Genomic DNA, 20,458 nt, shown 5'->3' with positions numbered 1-20,458 from the left:
TCGCTGTCTCGTATCACCCGGTCACCGCCCGCACGATGGTGGCACGGCACGCAGACAGAGGGGGGCATCAGGGTGCATTGCGCGGGCGCGATGCGCAACATACGCCGATCCGCCCCGGCGCGCACGGTCTGTGACCGGTCTGACACCGCCCAGGGCCGGCTGTCGGTGGCGTACGGCAGTATGGGTCGGATGAGCCAAGACCGCAGGAGCGGCGACGGGGCCGGTGGCCTGCCCGCGAGCCCCGTGGCCGCCGAACTGCCCGAGTACGCCGAGCGCGTCCTGGACGTGGCCGATCTCATCCCGCCCGGCCGCGTCATGACGTACGGCGACGTCGCCGAGTGGCTCGGCGACGGCGGGCCGAGACAGGTCGGCCGGGCGATGGCGCTCTACGGGTCCGCGGTGCCCTGGTGGCGCGTCGTACGGGCCGACGGGGTGCTCCTGCCCGGCCACGAACAACGGGCACTCGGCCGGTACCGCGAGGAGGGCACCCCGCTGCGCACGGCCCCGCGCGAGGCGGAGGGGCACGTCCCACGCATCGACATGAGGCGCGCCAGGTGGGACGGGACCGGCGGTCCCGGCGAGGAAGCTCACACCTGACAGCTTCCGCCATCGGGCCGCGCCGGGACGGGCGCCTTGCCGGTGGAGGCGCCGGGCCCGTGCGCGGGACGCCGGCGCGGCACCGGCGCCGTGTGACCAGGGACGCGTTCCGGCGCCCGGTTTCCGCGCCACCACTGGCGTAGCGTCGTCCCTGCGCGGCACACTCCGCTCCCTCACCCGTTCGTTCCCGTCACGATCCGTTCCCGCAGCGAATCCGTCCCGTCCCGTCACGGCAGGGCCGTCGCCGTCGGGGCACCAGCACCATCCGTCACACCCGGGCGGTGGCCACCGGCACGCCGGACCACCACGCAGACCGGGAACACCCACCAGGACCGGCGATCCACGTGAGCTCCTCCTCCACCACCCGGAACGGCCCGCACCGTCAGACACGGCGGCGGGCCCCGGGCGCGTACCGGCTGGTGCGCACGCCACCGGGCTCCGTGGAACCCCCTCTCCTGGACGCACCGCAGCGTGCGGTGGTTGACCACCGGAGCGGGCCGCTTCTGGTGCTCGCGGGGCCGGGCACCGGCAAGACCACCACACTCGTCGAGACCGTCGCCCGGCGCGTGGCCCGGGGCGACGACCCCGCCCGCGTCCTCGTCCTCACCTTCAGCCGCAAGGCGGCGGTGGAGCTGCGCGACAGGATGGCGGCCAGGCTCGGCGGAGCGCGCGGCCCGCAGGCCACCACCTTCCACTCGTACTGCTACGCCCTGGTCCGCGCCCACCAGGACGCCGACCTCTTCGCCGATCCGCTGCGCCTGCTCTCCGGACCGGAGCAGGACGTCGCCGTCCGTGAGCTCCTCGCCGGTCAGCTGGGCCTGGAGCGCGCCGGGCTCGCCCACGTCCGCTGGCCCGACGAACTGCGCGCCTGCCTGACCACCCGTGGCTTCGCAGACGAGGTGCGCGCGGTGCTGGCCCGCAGCCGCGAGCTGGGCCTGGGACCCGACTCGCTGGCCGCCTTCGCCCGCCGCACCGGCCGCCCGGACTGGGGTGCCGCCGCCCAGTTCCTCGCCGAGTACCTGGACGTACTGGACGCCCAGGGCGTCCTCGACTACGCCGAGCTGGTGCACCGGGCCGTCCTGCTCGCCGAACGGCCCGAGGTCGCGGCCGTCCTGGCCCGGAGCTACGACGCGGTACTCGTCGACGAGTACCAGGACACGGACCCCGCCCAGGTGCGGCTGCTGCACGCCCTCGCGGGCAACGCCGCCGGCGCCGCGCCGGGGACCGGTGGCGGACGCACCCTGATCGCCTTCGGTGACCCCGACCAGTCGATCTACGCCTTCCGGGGCGCCGACGTGAACGGCATCCTCGACTTCCCCGACACCTTCCGCCGCGCCGACGGCGCGCCCGCACCCGTCGGAGTCCTCACCACCTCACGCCGCTCGGGCGGGAAACTCCTCGAAGCCACCCGGCTCCTCACCCGCCGGATGCCGCTGACCCGGCTGCCCTCGGACAAGGTCCGCGCCCACCGCGAACTGTCCGCGGTGCGCGGAGGCGGGCACGTCGAGGCGTACACCTACCCGACCCCCTCCGCGGAGCTCGACAACGTCGCAGACCTGCTCCGGCGCGCCCACCTCGAGGACGGCGTGGCCTGGCGGGACATGGCGGTCCTGGTGCGCGCCGGCGGGCGCTCCATCCCCTCCGTACGCCGGGCGCTGACCTCTGCGGGCGTCCCCCTGGAGGTCGACGGCGACGACCTTCCGCTGCGTCACGAACCGGCCGTCGCCCCGCTGCTCACCGCGCTGCGCGCCGTCGCCACGGCGGCGCTCCGTCCCGCCCCGGGCCCGGCCCCCGCGGCCGGTTCCGGCGCGGTGGGGGCGGAATCCGGCGCTGAGGCGGCCGAATCCGGCGCGGTGGGGGCCGAAGCCGGCGCTGAGGCGGCCGGAGGAGAGGCGGCGGTGGTGCCGGCAGGGCTCGACACCGAGACCGCCCTCGCGCTCCTGGCCTCCCCGCTCGGCGCCATGGACGCGGCCGACCTGCGCCGTCTCGGCCGCGCACTGCGCGACGAGGAGCGGGCCGCCGGGAACCGCGTACCCCCACCGTCCGGCGAACTGCTGGCCCGTGCCCTTTCCGAGCCCGAGCGCCTGGTCACCCACGACCCGGCGTACGCCCGCGGCGCCCAGCGGCTCGGCGCGCTGCTGCTCAGGGCCCGTGAGCTGCTTGCGGGCGGTGGAACCGCCGAGGAGGCGCTGTGGACCCTGTGGAACGGCACCCCGTGGCCCTCCAGGCTGGAGCGTGCCGCGCTGCGCGGGGGAGCGGGCGGACGTAACGCCGACCGGGACCTCGACGCGGTGTGCGCCCTCTTCGAGACGGCCGCGCGGGCCGAGGAGCGCACCGGAGGGCGCGGCGCCCTCAACTTCCTGGAGGAGGTCGACGCACAGGACATCGCCGCGGACACACTGTCCAGGCGGGCCGTGCGCCCCGACGCCGTACGCCTGATGACGGCGCACCGCTCCAAGGGGCTGGAATGGCGCCTGGTGGTGGTCGCAGGAGTGCAGGAAGGCCTCTGGCCCGACCTGCGCCGTCGCGGCTCGCTCCTGGAGGCGGACCGGATCGGCCGGGACGGCCTGGCCGAACCGCTCACCCCGGGAGCGCTTCTCGCCGAGGAACGACGCCTCTTCTACGTCGCCGCGACCCGGGCCCGCGAACGGCTCGTCGTCACCGCGGTCAAGGCCCCCGCCGACGACGGCGACCAGCCCTCCCGCTTTCTCACCGAGCTCGGCGTCGAGCCCCGGGACGTCACCGGACGCCCCAGGCGCCCCCTCGCGCTCGCCCCACTCGTCGCCGAACTCCGGGCGACGACCGTCGACCCCGCGGCCTCGGAGGCGCTGCGCGATGCCGCGGCCCACCGGCTCGCCCGTCTGGCGGCGCTCGCCGACGACGAGGGCCGGCCCCTGGTCCCGGCCGCCCACCCCCACCGCTGGTGGGGCATGGACGAACCGACCCGCTCCGAGATCCCGCTCCGGGACCGGGACCAGCCCGTCACCCTCTCCGGGAGCGCGCTCGACCAGCTCGCCAACACCTGCGCCCTCCAGTGGTTCCTGGGCCGCGAGGTGAAGGCCGACGCCCCGGCGACAGCGGCCCAGGGGTTCGGCAACGTGGTCCACGTCCTCGCCGACGAGGTGGCCTCCGGGCGGACCCCCGCCGACCTCGACGTCCTGATGGAACGGCTCGACTCCGTATGGGACGGCCTCGTCTTCGACGCCCCCTGGAAGTCGCGGCAGGAGAAGGACCAGGCGCGCGCCGCCCTCGAACGCTTCCTGCACTGGCATGTGATGGACCGGGCAGGCCGCACCTCCGTCGCGGGCGAGCACGGCTTCGACGTCACCCTCGAAGCGGGCGAATACACCGTCCGCATCCGGGGATCCATGGACCGGGTCGAGAAGGACGGCCAGGGACGGGCGTACGTCGTCGACTTCAAGACCGGCAAGGGAGCGCCGACCCGGGACGAGGTGGCCGCCCACCCCCAGCTCGCCGTCTACCAGCTCGCCGTCGGCGAAGGCGCCGTCGACGAGGTGTTCGACGGCGAGCGCCCCGGTCTCGGGGGTGCCGAACTCGTGCAGCTGCGGCAGCCCGCCCCGAAGAAGGAGGGCGGCGACGCCCTCCCCAAGGTGCAGGCACAGGAACCGCTGTCAGGGGAGTGGGTCTCCGACCTGCTGGCCACCGCCGCGGGACGCGTCCTCGACGAACGCTTCACCCCGACGACCGGTGGGCACTGTGCCCACTGCTCCTTCAAGGCCTCGTGCAGTGCGCAGCCCGAGGGCAGCCAGATCGTGGAGTGACGGCCGCCGGGCACGGCGCCGACGGCACGTTCGGGGTGCTGCACGCGCGGTGGTGTGTGCGGTGGTGTGTGCGCGGTGGTGCGTTCGGGGTGTTGTGCCGAGCCGTGCTGTGCCGAGGAGTGTCGCGCTGTGCCGAGCCGTGCTGTGCTGTGCCGAGCAGTGCTGAGTCGGGTCGTGCGCCGCGATGATTCGGCCCCTGCTGCGCTGAGCCGTACGCCGCGTGTCGGCGTGGCGTGCGCCTCGTGCGCCGAGCCCTGCCGGCCCTTCGGCGGCCGCCTGCCTGCCGTCCGTGCCCGGTCGTGGGCGGGCGGCCAGGCGCGCGCGCCGCCTTCCCATGCCTGGCCGCCTTCCCGAGCCTGCCGACTTCCCGCGCCGGTCACCCGCCGTCTGCCACCTGCCGCCGCAGGACGCTCTGCCGTGGGACCGGGCTCCCGCGCCCGCGACCGGGAGGAGGCGGGGCGCCCTGCGGCCGTGCGGACGGGACTCCCGCGCGACCGGCTCGGGCACGCGTTGTCGGTGCGTCCGGTTAGCCTCGTCTGGTGTCCCCGCGTATCACCGATCCCGAGCAGCTCAAGGAGCTCCTCGGGATTCCCTTCACCCCGGAGCAGACGGCCTGCATCATCGCCCCGCCCGCCCCGCAGGTGATCGTGGCCGGAGCCGGCTCCGGGAAGACCACGGTGATGGCCGCCCGGGTGGTCTGGCTGGTCGGGACCGGACAGGTCGCCCCCGAACAGGTCCTCGGACTCACCTTCACGAACAAGGCCGCGGGAGAGCTCGCAGAGCGCGTGCGCAAGGCCCTCGTCGCGGCCGGGGTCACCGACCCGGACACCATCGACCCGGACAGCCCCCCGGGCGAACCCAGCATCTCGACCTACCACGCCTTCGCCGGCCGGCTCCTCACCGACCACGGTCTGCGGATCGGCCTCGAACCCACCACCCGCCTCCTCGCCGACGCCACCCGCTACCAGCTCGCGGCCAGGGTGCTGCGCGAGGCACCGGGGCCGTATCCCTCGCTGACCCGTTCCTTCCCCACTCTCGTCAGCGACCTGCTGGCCCTGGACGCCGAACTCGCCGAACACCTCGTCCGCCCGGACCAGCTCGCCGCACACGACACCGCGCTGCTCGCAGAGCTGGAGACCGCCCGGCTCAGCAACGCCGAGCTCCGCAAGATCCCCGAGGCCTCCCGTGCGAGGGGCGAACTCCTCGAACTGACCCGGCGCTACCGGGCGGCCAAGCGCAGCCGCGACCTCCTGGACTTCGGGGACCAGATCGCACTCTCCGCCGAGCTGGCCCTCACCAGGCCCGAGGTCGGCGCCATCCTGCGCGACGAGTACCGGGTGGTCCTCCTCGACGAGTACCAGGACACCTCCGTGGCCCAGAGACTCCTGCTGGCCGCGCTCTTCGGCGGCGGCGGCGCGGACGGCACCACAGGCCACGCCGTGACCGCCGTCGGCGACCCCTGCCAGGCGATCTACGGATGGCGCGGCGCCTCCGTCGCCAACCTCGACGACTTCCCCCACCACTTCCCGCACACCGACGGCACCCCGGCCACCCGCTACTCCCTCAGCGAGAACCGCCGCAGCGGAGGCCGGCTCCTCCACCTCGCCAACGGACTGGCCGAACCCCTGCGGGCCATGCACGAGGGCGTCGAGGCCCTGCGCCCGGCACCCGGCGCCGAGCACGACGGCACCGTCCGCTGCGCCCTCCTGCGTACCCACGAGGAGGAGATCGACTGGATCGGTGACTCCCTCGCCCACCTCGTACGGACCGGCACTCCGCCCGGTGAGATCGCCGTCCTGTGCCGGACCGCCGCTGACTTCCCCCGCATCCAGGCCGCGCTCGTCGCCCGGGACGTCCCCGTCGAGGTCGTCGGCCTCTCCGGGCTGCTGCACCTGCCCGAGGTCGCCGATCTCGTCGCCGTCTGCGAGGTCCTCCAGGACCCGGGGGCCAACGCCTCCCTGGTCCGGCTCCTCACCGGACCGCGCTGGCGGATCGGGCCCCGGGACCTCGCCCTGCTGGGCCGCCGCGCCCGTCTGCTCGTCCACCGCGCGACCTCCGGCGAGGACGCCGACCCGGACCAGCGGCTGGCCGATGCCGTCGAGGGCGTCGATCCCGCCGAGGTGATCTCGCTCGCCGACGCCCTGGACACCTTCCTGGATTCCGGCGGCGGGGAGGACGACCGGCTGCCGTTCTCCGCCGAGGCGCGCGTCCGCTTCGCCCGCCTCGCCACCGAGCTGCGCGAACTGCGCCGCTCGCTGGCCGACCCCCTCATGGACGTACTGCACCACGTCCTCGCGACGACCGGCCTCGAAGTGGAGCTCTCCGCCTCGCCGCACGCCCTCGCGGCGCGACGCCGCGAGACACTCGCCAACTTCCTGGACATCGCGGCAGGGTTCGCGGCGGTGGACGGTGAGGCCACCCTGCTCGCGTTCCTCGGTTTCCTGCGCACCGCCGCGCAGTACGAGAAGGGCCTGGACAACGCGCTCCCCGGCGGCGAGAACACCGTGAAAGTCCTCACCGCTCACAAGTCCAAGGGCCTGGAGTGGGACGTCGTCGCGGCCCCCGGACTCGTCACCGGCCAGTTCCCCAGCACCCGGTCCCGGGAGGCGTGGACCTCGCAGCCCCAGGTGCTTCCGCACGCCCTGCGGGGCGACGCCGCCACACTCCCGGTCCTGGACCGGTTCGACGCCAAGGGCCTGACGGCCTTCAAGGCGGAGATGAAGGCACACCAGCACACCGAGGAGCTCCGCCTTGGATACGTCACCTTCACCCGCCCCCGCAGCCTGCTGCTGGGATCGGGCCACTGGTGGGGGCCCTCCCAGAAGAAGACGCGCGGCCCGTCGGCCTTCCTCGACGCGCTGTACGAGCACTGCGCCGCCGGCCACGGCGAGATCGAGGTCTGGGCGGACGAGCCCGGGGAGGACGAGGAGAACCCGGCGCTCCAGCAGAAGGACGCCGACCAGCCCTGGCCGCTCCCGCTGGACCACACGGCCCTGGCCCGCCGCCGGGCCGCCAGGGACACGGTGCTCGCCCACCTGGAAGCCCTGGCGACGGCACCCGTACCGGACGTCCACACCGACCCCGTGCACGCCGGGGCAGCACGTCACCGGCAGCAGGACCCGTATCCGCGGGAGCCGTACCCGCTTCGTGACGAGCCTCCGCTGGACGAGCCGCCCTACGACGAGCCGCCCTACGACGAGCCCCCGTACGACGAAGTCCCGTACGAGGAGCCGCCGCACGGCGAACCCCCGTACGACCACGAGGGCCTGCCGCCGCGCTCGGAGGCCCACGGCCCCGGCGGTGCCCCTCACCGCCCCACGCTCCCCGCGGGCGTCGAGCGGTACGAGCCGCCCAGGCCGCACGTACCGGCCGCGCGTGTGCCGGAGGACGCCGGTCTCACCCCGGAGGAGGCCCGCACCCTCGCCTCCTGGGACCGGGACCTCGACGCACTCGCGGGGGAACTGCGCCGCGCCCGCGCGACCGTGCACGACGTCGTCGTACCCGCGACGCTCTCCGCGACCCAGCTCCTCCACCTCGCGGACGACCCCGACGGCTTCGCCAGGGAACTCGCCCGCCCCATGCCCCGGCCACCGCAGCCCGCGGCCCGCCGCGGCACCCGCTTCCACGCATGGGTGGAATCCCGGTTCGAAGAACTGCCGCTGCCCATGCTGGGCCCCGACGAGCTCCCCGGAGGCGACGCGACCGACGCCGACATCGCCGACGAGCGCGACCTCGCCGAGCTCAAGGAAGCCTTCGAACGCACCCCGTACGCCCGGCGCACCCCCTACCGTGTCGAGGCGCCGTTCCAGATCGTCCTCGCGGGCCGGCTGATCCGAGGCAGGATCGACGCGGTGTACCGCACGGGCGACACCTACGAGATCGTCGACTGGAAGACCACCCGGCACCGCACCGCCGACCCCCTCCAGCTCGCCGTCTACCGCCTCGCCTGGGCGGAACTGCACGGGCTGCCGCCGGAAGCGGTCACCGCGACCTTCCTCTACGTCCGCACGGGCGAGACCTCACGCCCCGCCGGCCTGCCCGGCAGGCAGGAGCTGGAGCGGCTCCTGTTGGACGAGCCACCTCCGCCGGGCCGATAGGCTCATGAGCATGAGCGACACCCCGGACAACGCCGTCCGTACGTACACCGAGCAGCACCGCGCCGCCTTCCTCGACGACCTGGCCGAGTGGCTGCGCATCCCCTCCGTGTCCGCTCAGCCGGAGCACCACGGGGACGTACGGCGCAGCGCGGAGTGGCTCTCGGGCAAGCTCGCGGAGACCGGCTTCCCGGTCACCGAGATATGGGAGACGCCCGGGGCACCGGCGGTCTTCGCCGAGTGGCCGTCACAGGACCCGGACGCACCGGTCGTCCTGGTCTACGGCCACCACGACGTGCAGCCCGCGGCCAGGGAGGACGGGTGGCACACGGACCCCTTCGACCCGGTGATCCGTGACGGCAGGATGTACGGCCGGGGCGCCGCCGACGACAAGGGCCAGGTGTTCTTCCACACACTCGGTGTCCGCGCCCACCTCGCCGTCACCGGCCGCACGACCCCCGCCGTACACCTCAAACTCCTCGTCGAGGGGGAGGAGGAGTCCGGCTCACCGCACTTCCGAGCCCTCGCCGAGCAGCGGGCCGGCCGCCTCGCCGCCGATGTCGTGATCGTCTCCGACACCGGCATGTGGAACGAGACCACCCCCACCGTCTGCACCGGGATGCGGGGCCTCGCCGAGTGCGAGATCGAACTCACCGGCCCCGGCCAGGACATCCACTCCGGATCCTTCGGCGGCGCGGTCCCCAACCCGGCGACGGAGATCGCCCGTCTCGTCGCCGCCCTCCACGACGAGGACGGCAGGGTCGCGGTCCCGGGCTTCTACGACGGGGTCGCCGAACTCACCGCGACCGAACGAGCCCTCTTCGCCGAGCTCCCCTTCGACGAGGCCACCTGGCTCCGGACAGCCTCCTCCCACGCCACGGCCGGAGAGGCCGGCTACTCCACACTGGAACGCATCTGGGCCCGCCCCACCGCTGAGGTCAACGGCATCGGCGGGGGCTACCAGGGGGCCGGCAGCAAGACCGTGATCCCCGCGTCCGCCCTGGTGAAGCTGAGCTTCCGGCTGGTCGCGGGCCAGGACCCGGAGCGGATCCAGGAGGCGGTGCGGGCCTGGGCCGAGGCCAGGATCCCCGCCGGGATCGACCAGCGCATCACCTTCGCCCCCGCCACCCGCCCCTGCCTCACACCGCTGGACCACCCCGCCCTGCAGGCAGTGGCCCGGGCCATGGGCCGGGCCTTCGGGACGAAGATCCTCTTCACCCGTGAGGGCGGTTCCGGACCCGCCGCCGACCTGCAGGACGTACTGGGCGCGCCGGTGCTCTTCCTCGGCATCTCCGTCCCCTCCGACGGCTGGCACGGCCCCGACGAGAAGGTCGAGATCGACCTTCTCCTCAAGGGCGTCGAGACCGCCGCCCATCTGTGGGGCGAGCTGGCCAACGCCCTCCGCTGAACCATCTGAACGCCCGATCCGCCCCCGGGGGAGTAGGAACCACCTGTGAGCACCTTCGACAACGCCACCACGGACCGCCCCATCGGTTTCACCGCACCCAGCGGCATCGACCGCGCCGCGCACCACCGGCTCGACGAGGCCTGGCTCGCCGCGGCCTGGAGCCACCCGACCACCAGAGTCTTCGTGGTGTCCGGTGGACAGGCGCTCGTCGACGACACCCCCGACGGCGGTACCGAGCTCGTCATGACCCCTGCCTTCGAGGCACCGGTCACCGAGACCCACCGCTACTTCCTGGGCACCGACGACGAGGGCGTGCGGTACTTCGCACTCCAGAAGGACTCCCTGCCCGGCCGCATGGACCAGTCGGCACGCCCCGCGGGTCTCCGCGAGGCCGGTCTGCTCCTCGGCCCGCGCGACGCCGGGCTGATGGTGCACGCCGTGGCCCTCGAGAACTGGCAGCGCCTGCACCGCTTCTGCTCCCGCTGCGGTGAGCGCACCGTCATCGCGGCGGCCGGCCACATCCGCCGCTGCCCGGCCTGCGGGGCGGAGCACTACCCGCGGACCGACCCCGCGGTCATCATGCTGGTCACCGACGACCAGGACCGTGCCCTGCTGGGACGCCAGGTCCACTGGCCCGAGGGCCGCTTCTCGACGCTCGCCGGATTCGTCGAGCCCGGGGAGTCGATCGAGCAGTCCGTGGCACGCGAGGTGTTCGAAGAGGCCGGCGTGACCGTCGGTGAGGTCGAGTACGTCGCCAGCCAGCCGTGGCCGTTCCCGTCCAGCCTGATGCTCGGCTTCATGGCGCGCGCCGTCAGCTCGGAGATCAACGTCGACGGTGAGGAGATCGAGGAGGCCCGCTGGTTCTCCCGCGAGGACCTCACGGCCGCGTTCGACTCGGGCGAGGTACTGCCCCCCTTCGGCGTCTCGATCGCGGCCCGTCTGATCGAACTCTGGTACGGCAAGCCGCTCCCCAGGCCGGGCGGCGCAGCCTGACCCGGCCGATCCGGGCGCCAGGGAAAGGCCGGCGGCCACCACCGCTCCACGGGGGACCTCCGGCACGGACCGGGGACCGCACCTGCGCCGCCGTCGGCGAGCCGCCGAACAGCGCGTTCGTCGTGGCCGCCGGACGGCCGCTGCGACAGTTCACCGGGCAGCGACCCCGAGGAGGAGCGCGACGGCTGCGACTCGCACGCTCGGCGTCCGGCGTCGGTGTGGCCCCGGAAGGCCCCTCGGGCGTGAGCGGATCAACGCCCGTCGGGTGTGAGCGGGATCAACGCCCGTCGGGTGTGAGCGGGATCAACGCCCGTCGGGTGTGAGCGGGATCAACGCCCGGGAACCTCGGCCGGTGACGCGGGAGCTCGGTCCGGCAGTGTGACGGCTCGGACCGGCAGCGCGGGAGCTCAGTCCAGCAGCGCGGCAGCGAACGTCTCGCGGTGGTCGGCCAGCCAGGTCTGCATGCGGTCCCATCGTTCCCATCCGCCGCGGTCGGCCAGCGCCTGGACGTAGACAGGTTCACCGTCGGCCACGCGGCGGCTGACGAAAGCCCGGCAGACCTCCGTCGCCTGTTCGATCACGCCGGGCAGTCCGGCGCGCTCCCGTGCCGAGAGGCCGTAGCTGTCGGCCAGGATCCGCAGCCGCGCAGGAGCATCCGACACGGCGGGATACAGCGCAGCCGCGGACACCGGGTCAAGCATGGGCACCCAGTAGCGCGCGGTCATGGCGACGTCCCAGACAGGACGGCCCGGAGCAGCCAGGTCGAAATCGATCAAGGCGGCGGCACGACCGTCGCGGAAGACGACGTTGTCCGGGCACACGTCGTTGTGGCACAGCATCGTTCCTCCCTCCGGGTCGGCGAGGTCCAGGGGCCACTCGTCGTCCGTGTCGACGGCGATGGCCGCGCCGGCCTCATGCAGGCGGCGCAGCAGTGTCCCCACCGATTCGAGAGCGGTCGTGGTCAGCACCCAGGGCGGGAACGGTGGCAGAGCCACGTCACCAGGGATGAAGGTCAGCTGCTCACGACCGTCGGCAGCCGGACCCACGGGCGTCGGTGCCGCGTCGAATCCGTGTTCCTTCAGTGCGAGGAGGTGGGAATGGAGGGCGCGTGCGTTTCGCGGTGCCGGGCGTTCCACAAGCGCACCCCGGCGGAAGACCGCTCCCGCGTTCGCCATGCCGCCGGCCAGTGCCTCGCGGTCCGCCTCGCCCCCGGTAGCCATGCCGATCACGCTACCGTCGACCGCCTCGGGCAGGCATACGGAACCCCCGATCCGGCGCGGGCCGGTCGGGGGCCGTACGCGCCGTGTGTCAGACGCCGAGTGCCTGCTTCACCTGGGCCAGCGACGGGTTCGTCAGGGTGGAGCCGTCCGGGAAAAGTACGGTCGGGACCGTCTGATTCCCGCCATTCGCCTTCTCGACGAAGGCCGCCGATTCCGGGTCCTGCTCGATGTTGACCTCGGTGTACGCGATGCCCTCGCGATCCATCTGGCCCTTGAGCCGGCGGCAGTAGCCGCACCACGTGGTGCTGTACATCGTCACAGTGCCCGGCATGTCGTCGGTGCTCCCTCGTCTTGTGTGTCCCGCCCGGATCTTGCGTCGCTCCGGCGGGAGCTCGTCGCTGGACGTGCGGGGGGTACGCGCACGTACCTTCCCGCACCGGAGGAACGTCCGTGACGGGGCAGCCATTCCCGGTCGCGCCCGGTACCCGTCGCCCGGTACGACAATCGACGGCCCCTGTGGACGACGCACCGCGGCGTCCGGGCGCGACCTGGCAGCATGGCAGGGTGACAGCAGCAACGCATTCCACCCTCTTCCCGCAGGTCCCCGACTCCGCGGACGCCGTGCTCGACGGCCTCGACCCGGAGCAGCGCGAGGTCGCGCTCGCCCTGGGCGGTCCCGTGTGCGTGCTGGCCGGAGCGGGCACGGGCAAGACGAGGGCGATCACGCACCGCATCGCCTACGGGGTACGCGCGGGGATCCTCCAGCCGACGACCGTGCTCGCCGTCACCTTCACCAACCGGGCCGCGGGGGAGATGCGGGGCAGGCTTCGCCAGCTGGGTGCGACCGGTGTCCAGGCCCGGACGTTCCACTCCGCCGCTCTGCGCCAGCTCCAGTACTTCTGGCCGAAAGCAGTCGGTGGTGAGCTTCCGCGCCTGGTGGAGCGCAAGGTCCAGCTGGTCGCCGAGGCGGCTGCCCGCTGCGGTATCCGCCTGGACCGCAACGAGCTCCGGGACGCCACCAGCGAGATCGAGTGGGCCAAGGTCACCCAGACCGTGCCGGCCGACTACCCGGCGGCGGTCGCGAAGACCCAGCGCGACGCCCCCCGCGACCCGGCCGAGCTCTCCCAGATCTACGCGACCTACGAGCAGCTGAAGCGCGATCGCTCGGTGATCGACTTCGAGGACGTCCTGCTGCTCACCGTCGGCATCCTCCAGGACCGGCACGACATCGCAGACCACGTGCGGCGGCAATACCAGCACTTCGTCGTCGACGAGTACCAGGACGTCAGCCCGCTCCAGCAGCGGCTCCTCGATCTCTGGCTGGGGGACCGGGACGACCTCTGCGTCGTCGGCGACGCCGGCCAGACGATCTACTCCTTCACCGGCGCCACCCCCGACCATCTGCTGAACTTCCGGACCCGTCACCCCGACGCCACGGTGGTCAAGCTGGTGCGTGACTACCGTTCGACCCCGCAGGTCGTCCACCTGGCCAACGGTCTGCTGAGTCAGGCGCGGGGCAGGGCGGCCGAGCACCGGCTCGAGCTCGTCTCGCAGCGTGACAAGGGGCCGGAGCCCGTCTACACGGAGTACGCGGACGAACCCACGGAGGCGGAGGGCACCGCGCGCAGGATCCGCGACCTGATCGCCGCCGGTGTGCCGGCCGGCGAGATCGCCGTGCTGTACCGGGTCAACTCCCAGTCCGAGGTCTATGAGCAGGCGCTCGCGGACGCCGGGGTGCCGTACCAGCTGCGGGGCGCCGAGCGGTTCTTCGACCGCCCCGAGGTACGGGAGGCGGGTGTCGCCCTGCGCGGTGCCGCCCGGGCAGGAGGCAACGACTCCCTGCTCGACGGGGCCGACGACCTGCCCGCGGAGGTCAGGGCGGTGCTTTCCACCAAGGGGTGGTCCTCGAAGCCGCCGGCCGGGTCGGGCGCGGTGCGGGACCGCTGGGAGTCCCTGGCAGCCCTGGTGCGGCTGGCGGAGGACTTCGAACAGGCCAAGCCGGGGGCGACGCTCTCCGACCTCGTGGCCGAGCTCGACGAGCGGGCCGCGGCTCAGCACGCCCCCACGGTCCAGGGCGTCACCCTTGCCTCGCTGCACTCGGCGAAGGGGCTGGAATGGGACGCGGTCTTCCTGGTCGGGCTCACCGAGGGCATGATGCCGATCGCCTACGCCAAGACGGACGAGCAGGTGGAGGAGGAGCGCCGGCTGCTCTACGTCGGTGTCACAAGGGCACGGTTCCACCTCTCCCTCTCATGGGCGCTGTCCAGGTCGCCCGGTGGCCGCGGGAACCGGCGAGCCAGCCGCTTCCTCAACGGGCTGCGTCCGGGATCGGCGGCGTCCGGGGTACGCGCCGGTGCGGGTGGGGGCGGCGGGATCGACCGGGGCTCCCGCGCCGGTGCGGGAGGAGCGGGGCCTGAGAAGCCGGTCAGGGCGGCGCGTCGGGGGCCGGTGCGGTGCCGGGTCTGCGGCCGGACACTCACCGACGCCGGCGAGATGAAGCTGATGCGCTGCGAGGACTGCCCGTCGGACATGGACGAGGCACTGTACGAACGGCTCAGGGAGTGGCGGGCGGACCGTGCGAAGCAGATCGGCCAGCCCGCGTACTGCGTCTTCACCGACAAGACCCTGATGGCGATCGCCGAGGCCGTGCCGGACAGCGAGGGCCGACTGGTGGTCATCGCCGGCGTCGGCAACCGGAAACTGGCCAGGTTCGGGGACGAGGTGCTGGCCATCTGCGCAGGTCGGACGGTGGGTCAGGAACCGGACGACGGCGCGGACGAGATGTGAGAAAAACTCGTCCAGAAAATAGTTTGCGCGCGCAGCAGTCGTCGCCATAGGTTCTTCACCACGGGAACAGCGACTTCTCTGAAGCCCTGACTCCGTGCTGTACTTATCCGAATACCGCAGGATCGGCCCCGGCCGGTCCCCCCGAGACGCCGAGAGGAGGCGATTGTCGTGATCAGCATCATCAACACCATCAAAATGACCGATCCGTCGGTCGTCTCCGCCTGCTCGCTCGGCCTCGGCGGCTCTTCGGAGCTCGCGCTTCCCGCCACCGGTCTGTCCGCCATTGCCGCCGCCCCGCGGTCTCTGGCGACCCTGCCCGTGCGAGTGCGCCGCAATGAGCGACCGACCGAGGCACCGGAAGCAGCAGTAGTGAAGGCACAGGCCTCGGCCTATGCCTTTACGGCAGCCGGTGCCGGAGCCAAGAAGCAGACGACGCAGCACCACACGATGTGGGCCTTCCGTGGGCCTGAACCCTGGAGTGATCCAGCCTGATCCAGATCAGGCCGGCGCCTTCAGGGCCGCGGAACCCCACTCGGGATCCGCGGCCCTTTTGTTTTGTCCGAACGGATGAGACGAGACGAAGGAGCCTCGGGACAGCAGGACCTGGTACCAGCCGCCAACCGGCCAACAGGCCGGAACGACCAGACGAGGACAACGCCACCGTGCAACTCGAGACGCACGCCCCGTCCGTACCGCCTTCCGACACGATCTCCCCGCCCGGCCTCACGGAGGACTCCACCTTGATCCCCCTCACTGCGCTCACCGCGCTCGACGACGCCATCGAGAACCTCGGCGTACCCGTCCCCTGCCGCTCCTACGACCCGGAGGTCTTCTTCGCCGAGTCGCCGGCCGACGTCGAGTACGCCAAGTCCCTCTGCCGTACCTGTCCTCTGGTCGAGGCCTGCCTCGCAGGGGCGAAGGAGCGCCGCGAGCCGTGGGGCGTCTGGGGTGGCGAGCTCTTCATCCAGGGCGTCGTCGTGGCGCGCAAGCGTCCGCGTGGCCGTCCGCGCAAGAACCCGGTCGCGGCGTGACCGCCGATCTGGGGGCCATGGCTCCCGCACGAACGCAGCTCCTCGGAACCATCGACCGTCCCCGCACCCATGACCCCCGAAACCAGGCACCAATGACCACCACCACGAGGGAGCCCGTCGGCTCCGCCACCCAGGACGTCACCACCACCGGCGCGAACGACTCGCGTCAGAACAGGACCCGCGAGATGCAACTCATCCCAGAAGCCCTGGCTCGTGCGCATATGCACGACCGAATGAGGGAGGCCGAGGAAGGACGTCAGGCGATGCGCCTGATGGCCGCCCGGCGGATGCAGCGCCGAGCGGAGCGCGCTTCGATGCGTGCCCGCCGCGCGCTCGCCATGGCCGTCATGCACTGACCTCCCGGTCATGCACTGACGTCTGGTACCACACGGCTGCCGGGCAACCGCTCCGCCCTCGAGGCAGCCACCCTCCCCTTCCGCGGGCCGGCCTGAACAGGCCGGCCCGCGGTGCGTTGTGCCCGCTCCCCAGCTGCCCATGCCCGGCTGCCCTTCCCCGGCTGTCGGCCTCCGGCTTCGGACTGACGCTGTCGGCCTCAGGCCGCGCGCCATCCGTCGGACGGCGTTATCGTCGCGAGGTGGAGGAGGACACCCAGCACCCCGGCGAGCCGGCTGCCGAGCACGCGGTGTGCACCCGCTGCGGGGTCACGGCCGAGTCCGGCGCGCCGCCCCCTACCTGGCTCTGTTCCGTGGAGAACGGCGTGCGCCTGTACTTCTGCGAGGGGTGCGCCCGCACCCATATCAGGGCGATCGAGGGCCGGCTCGACTCGAACTGGTGGTGATCCACGGTCAGTGGTCGGTCGCCCCGAGCAGCGGTGAACCACGGCCGGTGGTGGTCGGTCCACAGCCGGTCCACGGCCGGTGGTGGTCGGTCCACAGCCGGCGGTGGACCCCGGTCGGTGGTGCACAGCCGGGCAGGGCGGGGCGCCTCTCCCGCCGACAGCCCTATACCTCGACGTCAGCACCCTTCTCCGCGGTGTCCAGGCCCTGTTCGGTCTCCTCCGGGCTCTCGGTCTTCCTCACACCTTCGTGCTCCGCCGCGTCGAGGCCGCGCTCCGTGTCCGCGTCGCGTACGAACCCGGGCAGCCTGCGCTCCAGTTCTTCCCGGAGGCGGACGGTCGCACCGAGCTGACAGAGGACGCCGATCGTGCTCAGCGTCACGCGATGGATGAGCAGATAGGAGGGCGGCAGGTTGAGCCGCTTGCCCAACTGATGCGCCGGGGAACGCGGATCGGCGATCCGTGCAGCCTGGCTGCGCAGCCAGGAACGGGTGAAGGTGAACTCGTCCACCCGGGCGGGCTCGATGATGGGGAGCAAGTACTCCAGCACGGCGTCGGGTTCGAGATCGATGGACTCCTTGACGAAGCCGGACTCCCGAAGCATCGAATGGACGCCCCGCGCGTCCGAGTCCAGCGCCATGCGCAGTGCGTCGCCGATGGTCCGTGGCAGGCCGCCCGGCAGCCGGTCCACCGTCCCGAAGTCCAGGACACCGAGCCTCCAGAGACCGAAGTCCTCCTCACCACTCTCGCCGCCGGCACCCGCCTCGTCCGTGTCGGACCCCGCGCCCTCGCCCTCGCCCTCGCCGGAAGGCCGAAGCAGCCGGAAGTTGCCGGGGTGCGGGTCCGCGTGCAGCAGGCCGGTCCGCGCCGGCCCCGAGAACAGGAACCGGGCGAGCAACTGGCCGGCGCGGTCCCGCTGCCCGGGACTGCCGTGGGCGATCACGTCCGAGAGGGGGACGCCGTCCATCCACTCCGTCACCAGCACCTGCTCGGACTGGTGGACCACACCGGGGATCACCACGTCGGGATCACTCTCGAACTCGTCCGCGTGCTTCCGCTGAGCCTGTGCCTCCAGTCCGTAGTCCAGTTCCTCGGAGACACGGTCGCGCATCTCCGTGATCAGCGGCTTGATGTCCATGCCGGGCACGAGAGGGCCGAGCAGCTTCGCGAAGCGGCTCAGCTGGGTGAGGTCGGACAGCAGCGCCTCGCCGGCGCCCGGGTACTGCACCTTCACGGCGACAGCGCGACCGTCGCTCCACACGGCACGGTGGACCTGCCCGATCGACGCCGCCGCTGAAGGGTGGTCCTCGAATTCGGTGAACAGCTCCCGCCAGTCCTCACCGAGCCGCTCCGCCAGGACCGCGTGGACCGTACGGGTCGGCATGGGGGGTGCGGCTTCCTGGAGTCTGGTCAGTGCCGCCCGGTACGGACCAGCGACGTCCTCGGGCAACGCGGACTCGAACACGGACAGCGCCTGCCCGAGCTTCATGGCGCCGCCCTTCAACTCGCCCAGCACCTTGAAGAGCTGATCAGCCGTTCGCTGCTGGACCTCGCGGGCCACCATCTCGGCGGGCTTCCCACCGATCCGCTTGCCCAGCCCCCACGTGGCACGGCCTGCGAAGCCGAGCGGGAGAGCTGCCAGCTTCGCGGTGCGGGTGACCGCCTTCCGGGGAAGATCAGACATGTGCCCCTCCAAGTCCCGGACCGCCGTGCCGCGTGAGATCCGGCTCCGCTCCTTCGGCTGCGGTCACCCGGCCATTGTGTCCTGCGCGGACCGCGCCGCGGAGGTGAGCTCCGCCTCAGTGCGCCCGGCGGCACCGCAAGCACATTCAGGGTGCGGACCCAGCTGCTCCGACCGCCAGTCGAGCGCAGGCATCGCGGCCTCCCAGCGTGCACCCGTGCTGGCGGGGAGCTCGCCGTCGAGGAAGGAGAGCGCGTGCGCCGCGGCCAGACCGGCCACAGCCGTCGAGAGCCCCAGGTCGCAGGCCTGTACGCAGCTGCGACGCCCGGACCTCCACTGCGCCAGCATCCGCGGCCACTGTGGATCGGCGTCCGCGCGGCGCCGCGACAGGCAGCCGGCGCACCCGGTCCCCCCGGGCAGCACCAGGGGGCCGACCACGCCGGTGGCCTCGATGACTCCTGCGTACAGATGAGGGGTGCCGGACGCGATCCACGGCTGGGAGATGTCCGGATCGGGGGCGTAGACCGACAGGCCGTCCCGGGGGGTCACCACGATCAGGGACAGTGCGGCCCCACCCGGCGAGGAGGGCGCTCTCGAGCCCGCCCCGCTCGCCCGCGGAGGAGCACCGACGGCGGATCTGCGGACGAGCTGCCGGGCCGCCGTGTCCCGGCGCTCCCCGACCGAGGAGGCAGGGAGCCCGCCGGGCGCGACGTCCCATGGTTCGGTGCGGCCTCCGTCCAGCACCTCGACATGCCCCACCCCTGACCCGGACAGCACCGCGGCGACGGCTGCGCCGACCCGGCCCGCCCCGCGCACCTGCACGCGCATCGCCCGCCGGGCCGCCAGTCGACGGAGGCCGCTCCCGGGCGCCGCGTGGACCAGGGAGAGGGCCGCCGCGTCGGGGCGCTGCCGCTCGATGGTCTCGGCCCGGCGGCGTAAGGCGTCCGCCTCAGGTCCGCCCGCGTCCGGATCGTCCAGCAGGCCGGCCTCGGTGAGGCGCGACACGAGAAGGTCCACATGGCGGTCCGACAGATCGAGGGACCTCGCCTCCTCCCGGAGCAGGGGAAGCCCACGCGTCCCGTCGAGGAGTTCCAGGAAACTCCCGGTCGCGATATCCATGGGCCCGAGCGTCACGGCATGCGCGGGTGTCACTCCGAATTGCACGGTGTTCCGCCCACGCCAGGCTCGGCGGAGTGCGGGCTTCAGCATCGGATGCATGGCTTCTCCCAGCTCGGTGTCGGGTTCCGTTGCCAGAATGCAACGTGTCGGAGAAGCGGGCCGAAAGTTATCCACAGGGTGGGGCGTTAGTCGTTCAAATGGTGCAAGCCGCGAAGTGGATCGACGCCGGGTCGTCGAGTGGGCGGGACTTCCCCGGTCGTCAGCGGGTAACGTCGAGCCGTGCCCGCCGACCACTCCTCCGGCCTCGCCGGCGAGACCTCCGCGCGCAGTTCCGGACGCCGGCCGCGTGACGCGGCAGTCCAGCCGCCCCGCGCCCCGGTGGCGAGCGCGGTCGAGGTCCGCAGGAGCGCCCGACGCAGCAGAACGGTCTCCGCGTACCGGGAGGGGGACCGCACCGTCGTGCTCATCCCGGCCCGGATGTCCGAGGCCGAGGAGCAGCGCTGGGTGGGCGTGATGCTGGACAAGCTCGCGGCTCAGGAGAGCAAGCGGCTCATGGGGGACAGTGAGCTCGCCGGGCGCGCGGAGCACCTCTCGGGGCAGTACCTGGAGGGCCGCGCCAGGCCCGCCACCGTGCGGTGGGTGACCAATCAGAACACCCGGTGGGGTTCGTGCACGCCGGCCGAGGGGAGCATCCGGCTCTCGCACCGGCTCCAGGGCATGCCCGAGTACGTCGTGGACTACGTCCTGCTCCACGAACTCGCGCATCTGCTCGTGCCCGGGCACGGTCCCCGCTTCTGGAAGCTGCTGGACAGGTACCCCAGGACCGAGCGGGCACGGGGGTATCTCGAAGGAGTCGCGGCGGCCGAACGGCTTCCGCACCTGCCCACCGCCCGCGAAGAATGATCTTGTCGATTCTGTACCGGGTCTGTACCGGCTTGGCCCGTTGTCGT

15 protein-coding genes are annotated in these 20,458 nt (G+C 72.7%); 11 read left to right on the top strand and 4 right to left on the bottom strand.

Features of this window, described 5'->3' with window-relative positions; translation table 11 throughout:
* The first annotated feature begins 189 nt into the window (after positions 1–189).
* From ACFXOA_RS16715 to nudC, 5 genes are all read left to right on the top strand, one after another.
* Positions 190–597 carry an MGMT family protein gene (locus ACFXOA_RS16715; protein WP_385028090.1) on the top strand — a complete coding sequence of 136 codons (408 nt, stop codon included), beginning with the start codon at positions 190–192 and terminating at the stop codon, positions 595–597.
* A gap of 344 nt (positions 598–941) precedes the next feature.
* On the top strand, positions 942–4,379 hold the full coding sequence (locus ACFXOA_RS16710; RefSeq protein ID WP_385028087.1) for an ATP-dependent helicase: 3,438 nt from the start codon (positions 942–944) through the stop codon (positions 4,377–4,379).
* A gap of 539 nt (positions 4,380–4,918) precedes the next feature.
* Positions 4,919–8,476, top strand: a complete 3,558-nt coding sequence (locus ACFXOA_RS16705; RefSeq protein ID WP_385028084.1) for a UvrD-helicase domain-containing protein — start codon at positions 4,919–4,921, stop codon at positions 8,474–8,476.
* Positions 8,477–8,486: 10 nt separating this feature from the next.
* Complete coding sequence (locus tag ACFXOA_RS16700) at positions 8,487–9,881, top strand: dipeptidase (RefSeq protein WP_385028081.1); 1,395 nt, start codon at positions 8,487–8,489, stop codon at positions 9,879–9,881.
* 45 nt (positions 9,882–9,926) lie between these two features.
* Complete coding sequence (nudC, locus tag ACFXOA_RS16695; RefSeq protein WP_362553439.1) at positions 9,927–10,874, top strand: NAD(+) diphosphatase; 948 nt, start codon at positions 9,927–9,929, stop codon at positions 10,872–10,874.
* Between the two features lie 407 nt (positions 10,875–11,281).
* Here the strand turns inward: nudC and ACFXOA_RS16690 are convergent, their stop codons facing one another.
* Positions 11,282–12,094: a phosphotransferase gene (locus ACFXOA_RS16690; RefSeq protein ID WP_385028077.1), complete on the bottom strand. Its 813-nt coding sequence runs from the start codon at positions 12,092–12,094 to the stop codon at positions 11,282–11,284.
* Between the two features lie 88 nt (positions 12,095–12,182).
* The gene (locus ACFXOA_RS16685) at positions 12,183–12,425 is read right to left on the bottom strand and encodes a mycoredoxin (RefSeq protein ID WP_365527547.1); all 243 of its coding nucleotides are present in this window, start codon (positions 12,423–12,425) and stop codon (positions 12,183–12,185) included.
* Positions 12,426–12,658: 233 nt separating this feature from the next.
* Between ACFXOA_RS16685 and ACFXOA_RS16680 the strand changes: the two genes are divergently transcribed.
* From ACFXOA_RS16680 to ACFXOA_RS16660, 5 genes are all read left to right on the top strand, one after another.
* On the top strand, positions 12,659–14,881 hold the full coding sequence (locus ACFXOA_RS16680) for an ATP-dependent DNA helicase UvrD2 (RefSeq protein WP_385028074.1): 2,223 nt from the start codon (positions 12,659–12,661) through the stop codon (positions 14,879–14,881).
* 168 nt (positions 14,882–15,049) lie between these two features.
* Positions 15,050–15,373, top strand: coding sequence for a hypothetical protein (locus ACFXOA_RS16675; RefSeq protein WP_385028071.1), 324 nt, complete (start codon positions 15,050–15,052; stop codon positions 15,371–15,373).
* Between the two features lie 170 nt (positions 15,374–15,543).
* The gene (locus ACFXOA_RS16670; protein WP_136329468.1) at positions 15,544–15,912 is read left to right on the top strand and encodes a WhiB family transcriptional regulator; all 369 of its coding nucleotides are present in this window, start codon (positions 15,544–15,546) and stop codon (positions 15,910–15,912) included.
* 17 nt (positions 15,913–15,929) lie between these two features.
* Positions 15,930–16,268, top strand: a complete 339-nt coding sequence (locus tag ACFXOA_RS16665; RefSeq protein ID WP_385028211.1) for a hypothetical protein — start codon at positions 15,930–15,932, stop codon at positions 16,266–16,268.
* A 239-nt stretch (positions 16,269–16,507) separates the two neighbouring features.
* Entirely contained in the window at positions 16,508–16,711 is a 204-nt protein-coding gene (locus ACFXOA_RS16660; protein ID WP_385028068.1) for a hypothetical protein, read from the top strand.
* A 163-nt stretch (positions 16,712–16,874) separates the two neighbouring features.
* Here ACFXOA_RS16660 and ACFXOA_RS16655 read toward each other — a convergent pair whose 3' ends face one another.
* Both ACFXOA_RS16655 and ACFXOA_RS16650 read right to left on the bottom strand, forming a co-directional pair.
* Positions 16,875–18,392: an ABC1 kinase family protein gene (locus tag ACFXOA_RS16655; protein ID WP_385028065.1), complete on the bottom strand. Its 1,518-nt coding sequence runs from the start codon at positions 18,390–18,392 to the stop codon at positions 16,875–16,877.
* Between the two features lie 63 nt (positions 18,393–18,455).
* Positions 18,456–19,607 (bottom strand): TOMM precursor leader peptide-binding protein, encoded by a 1,152-nt coding sequence (locus tag ACFXOA_RS16650; RefSeq protein WP_385028062.1) that lies wholly within the window; start codon positions 19,605–19,607, stop codon positions 18,456–18,458.
* A 180-nt stretch (positions 19,608–19,787) separates the two neighbouring features.
* Between ACFXOA_RS16650 and ACFXOA_RS16645 the strand changes: the two genes are divergently transcribed.
* A complete protein-coding gene (locus ACFXOA_RS16645; RefSeq protein WP_385028059.1) occupies positions 19,788–20,411 on the top strand; it encodes a M48 family metallopeptidase in 624 nt (207 codons plus the stop codon).
* The last annotated feature ends 47 nt before the right edge of the window (positions 20,412–20,458 follow it).

It is taken from the genome of Streptomyces sp. NPDC059166 (assembly GCF_042755185.1).
In the GTDB taxonomy this organism is placed as follows: Bacteria; Actinomycetota; Actinomycetes; order Streptomycetales; family Streptomycetaceae; genus Streptomyces.
Note: the sequence above shows the minus strand (reverse complement) of the source record. Positions and strands in the feature narration are given on the sequence as shown.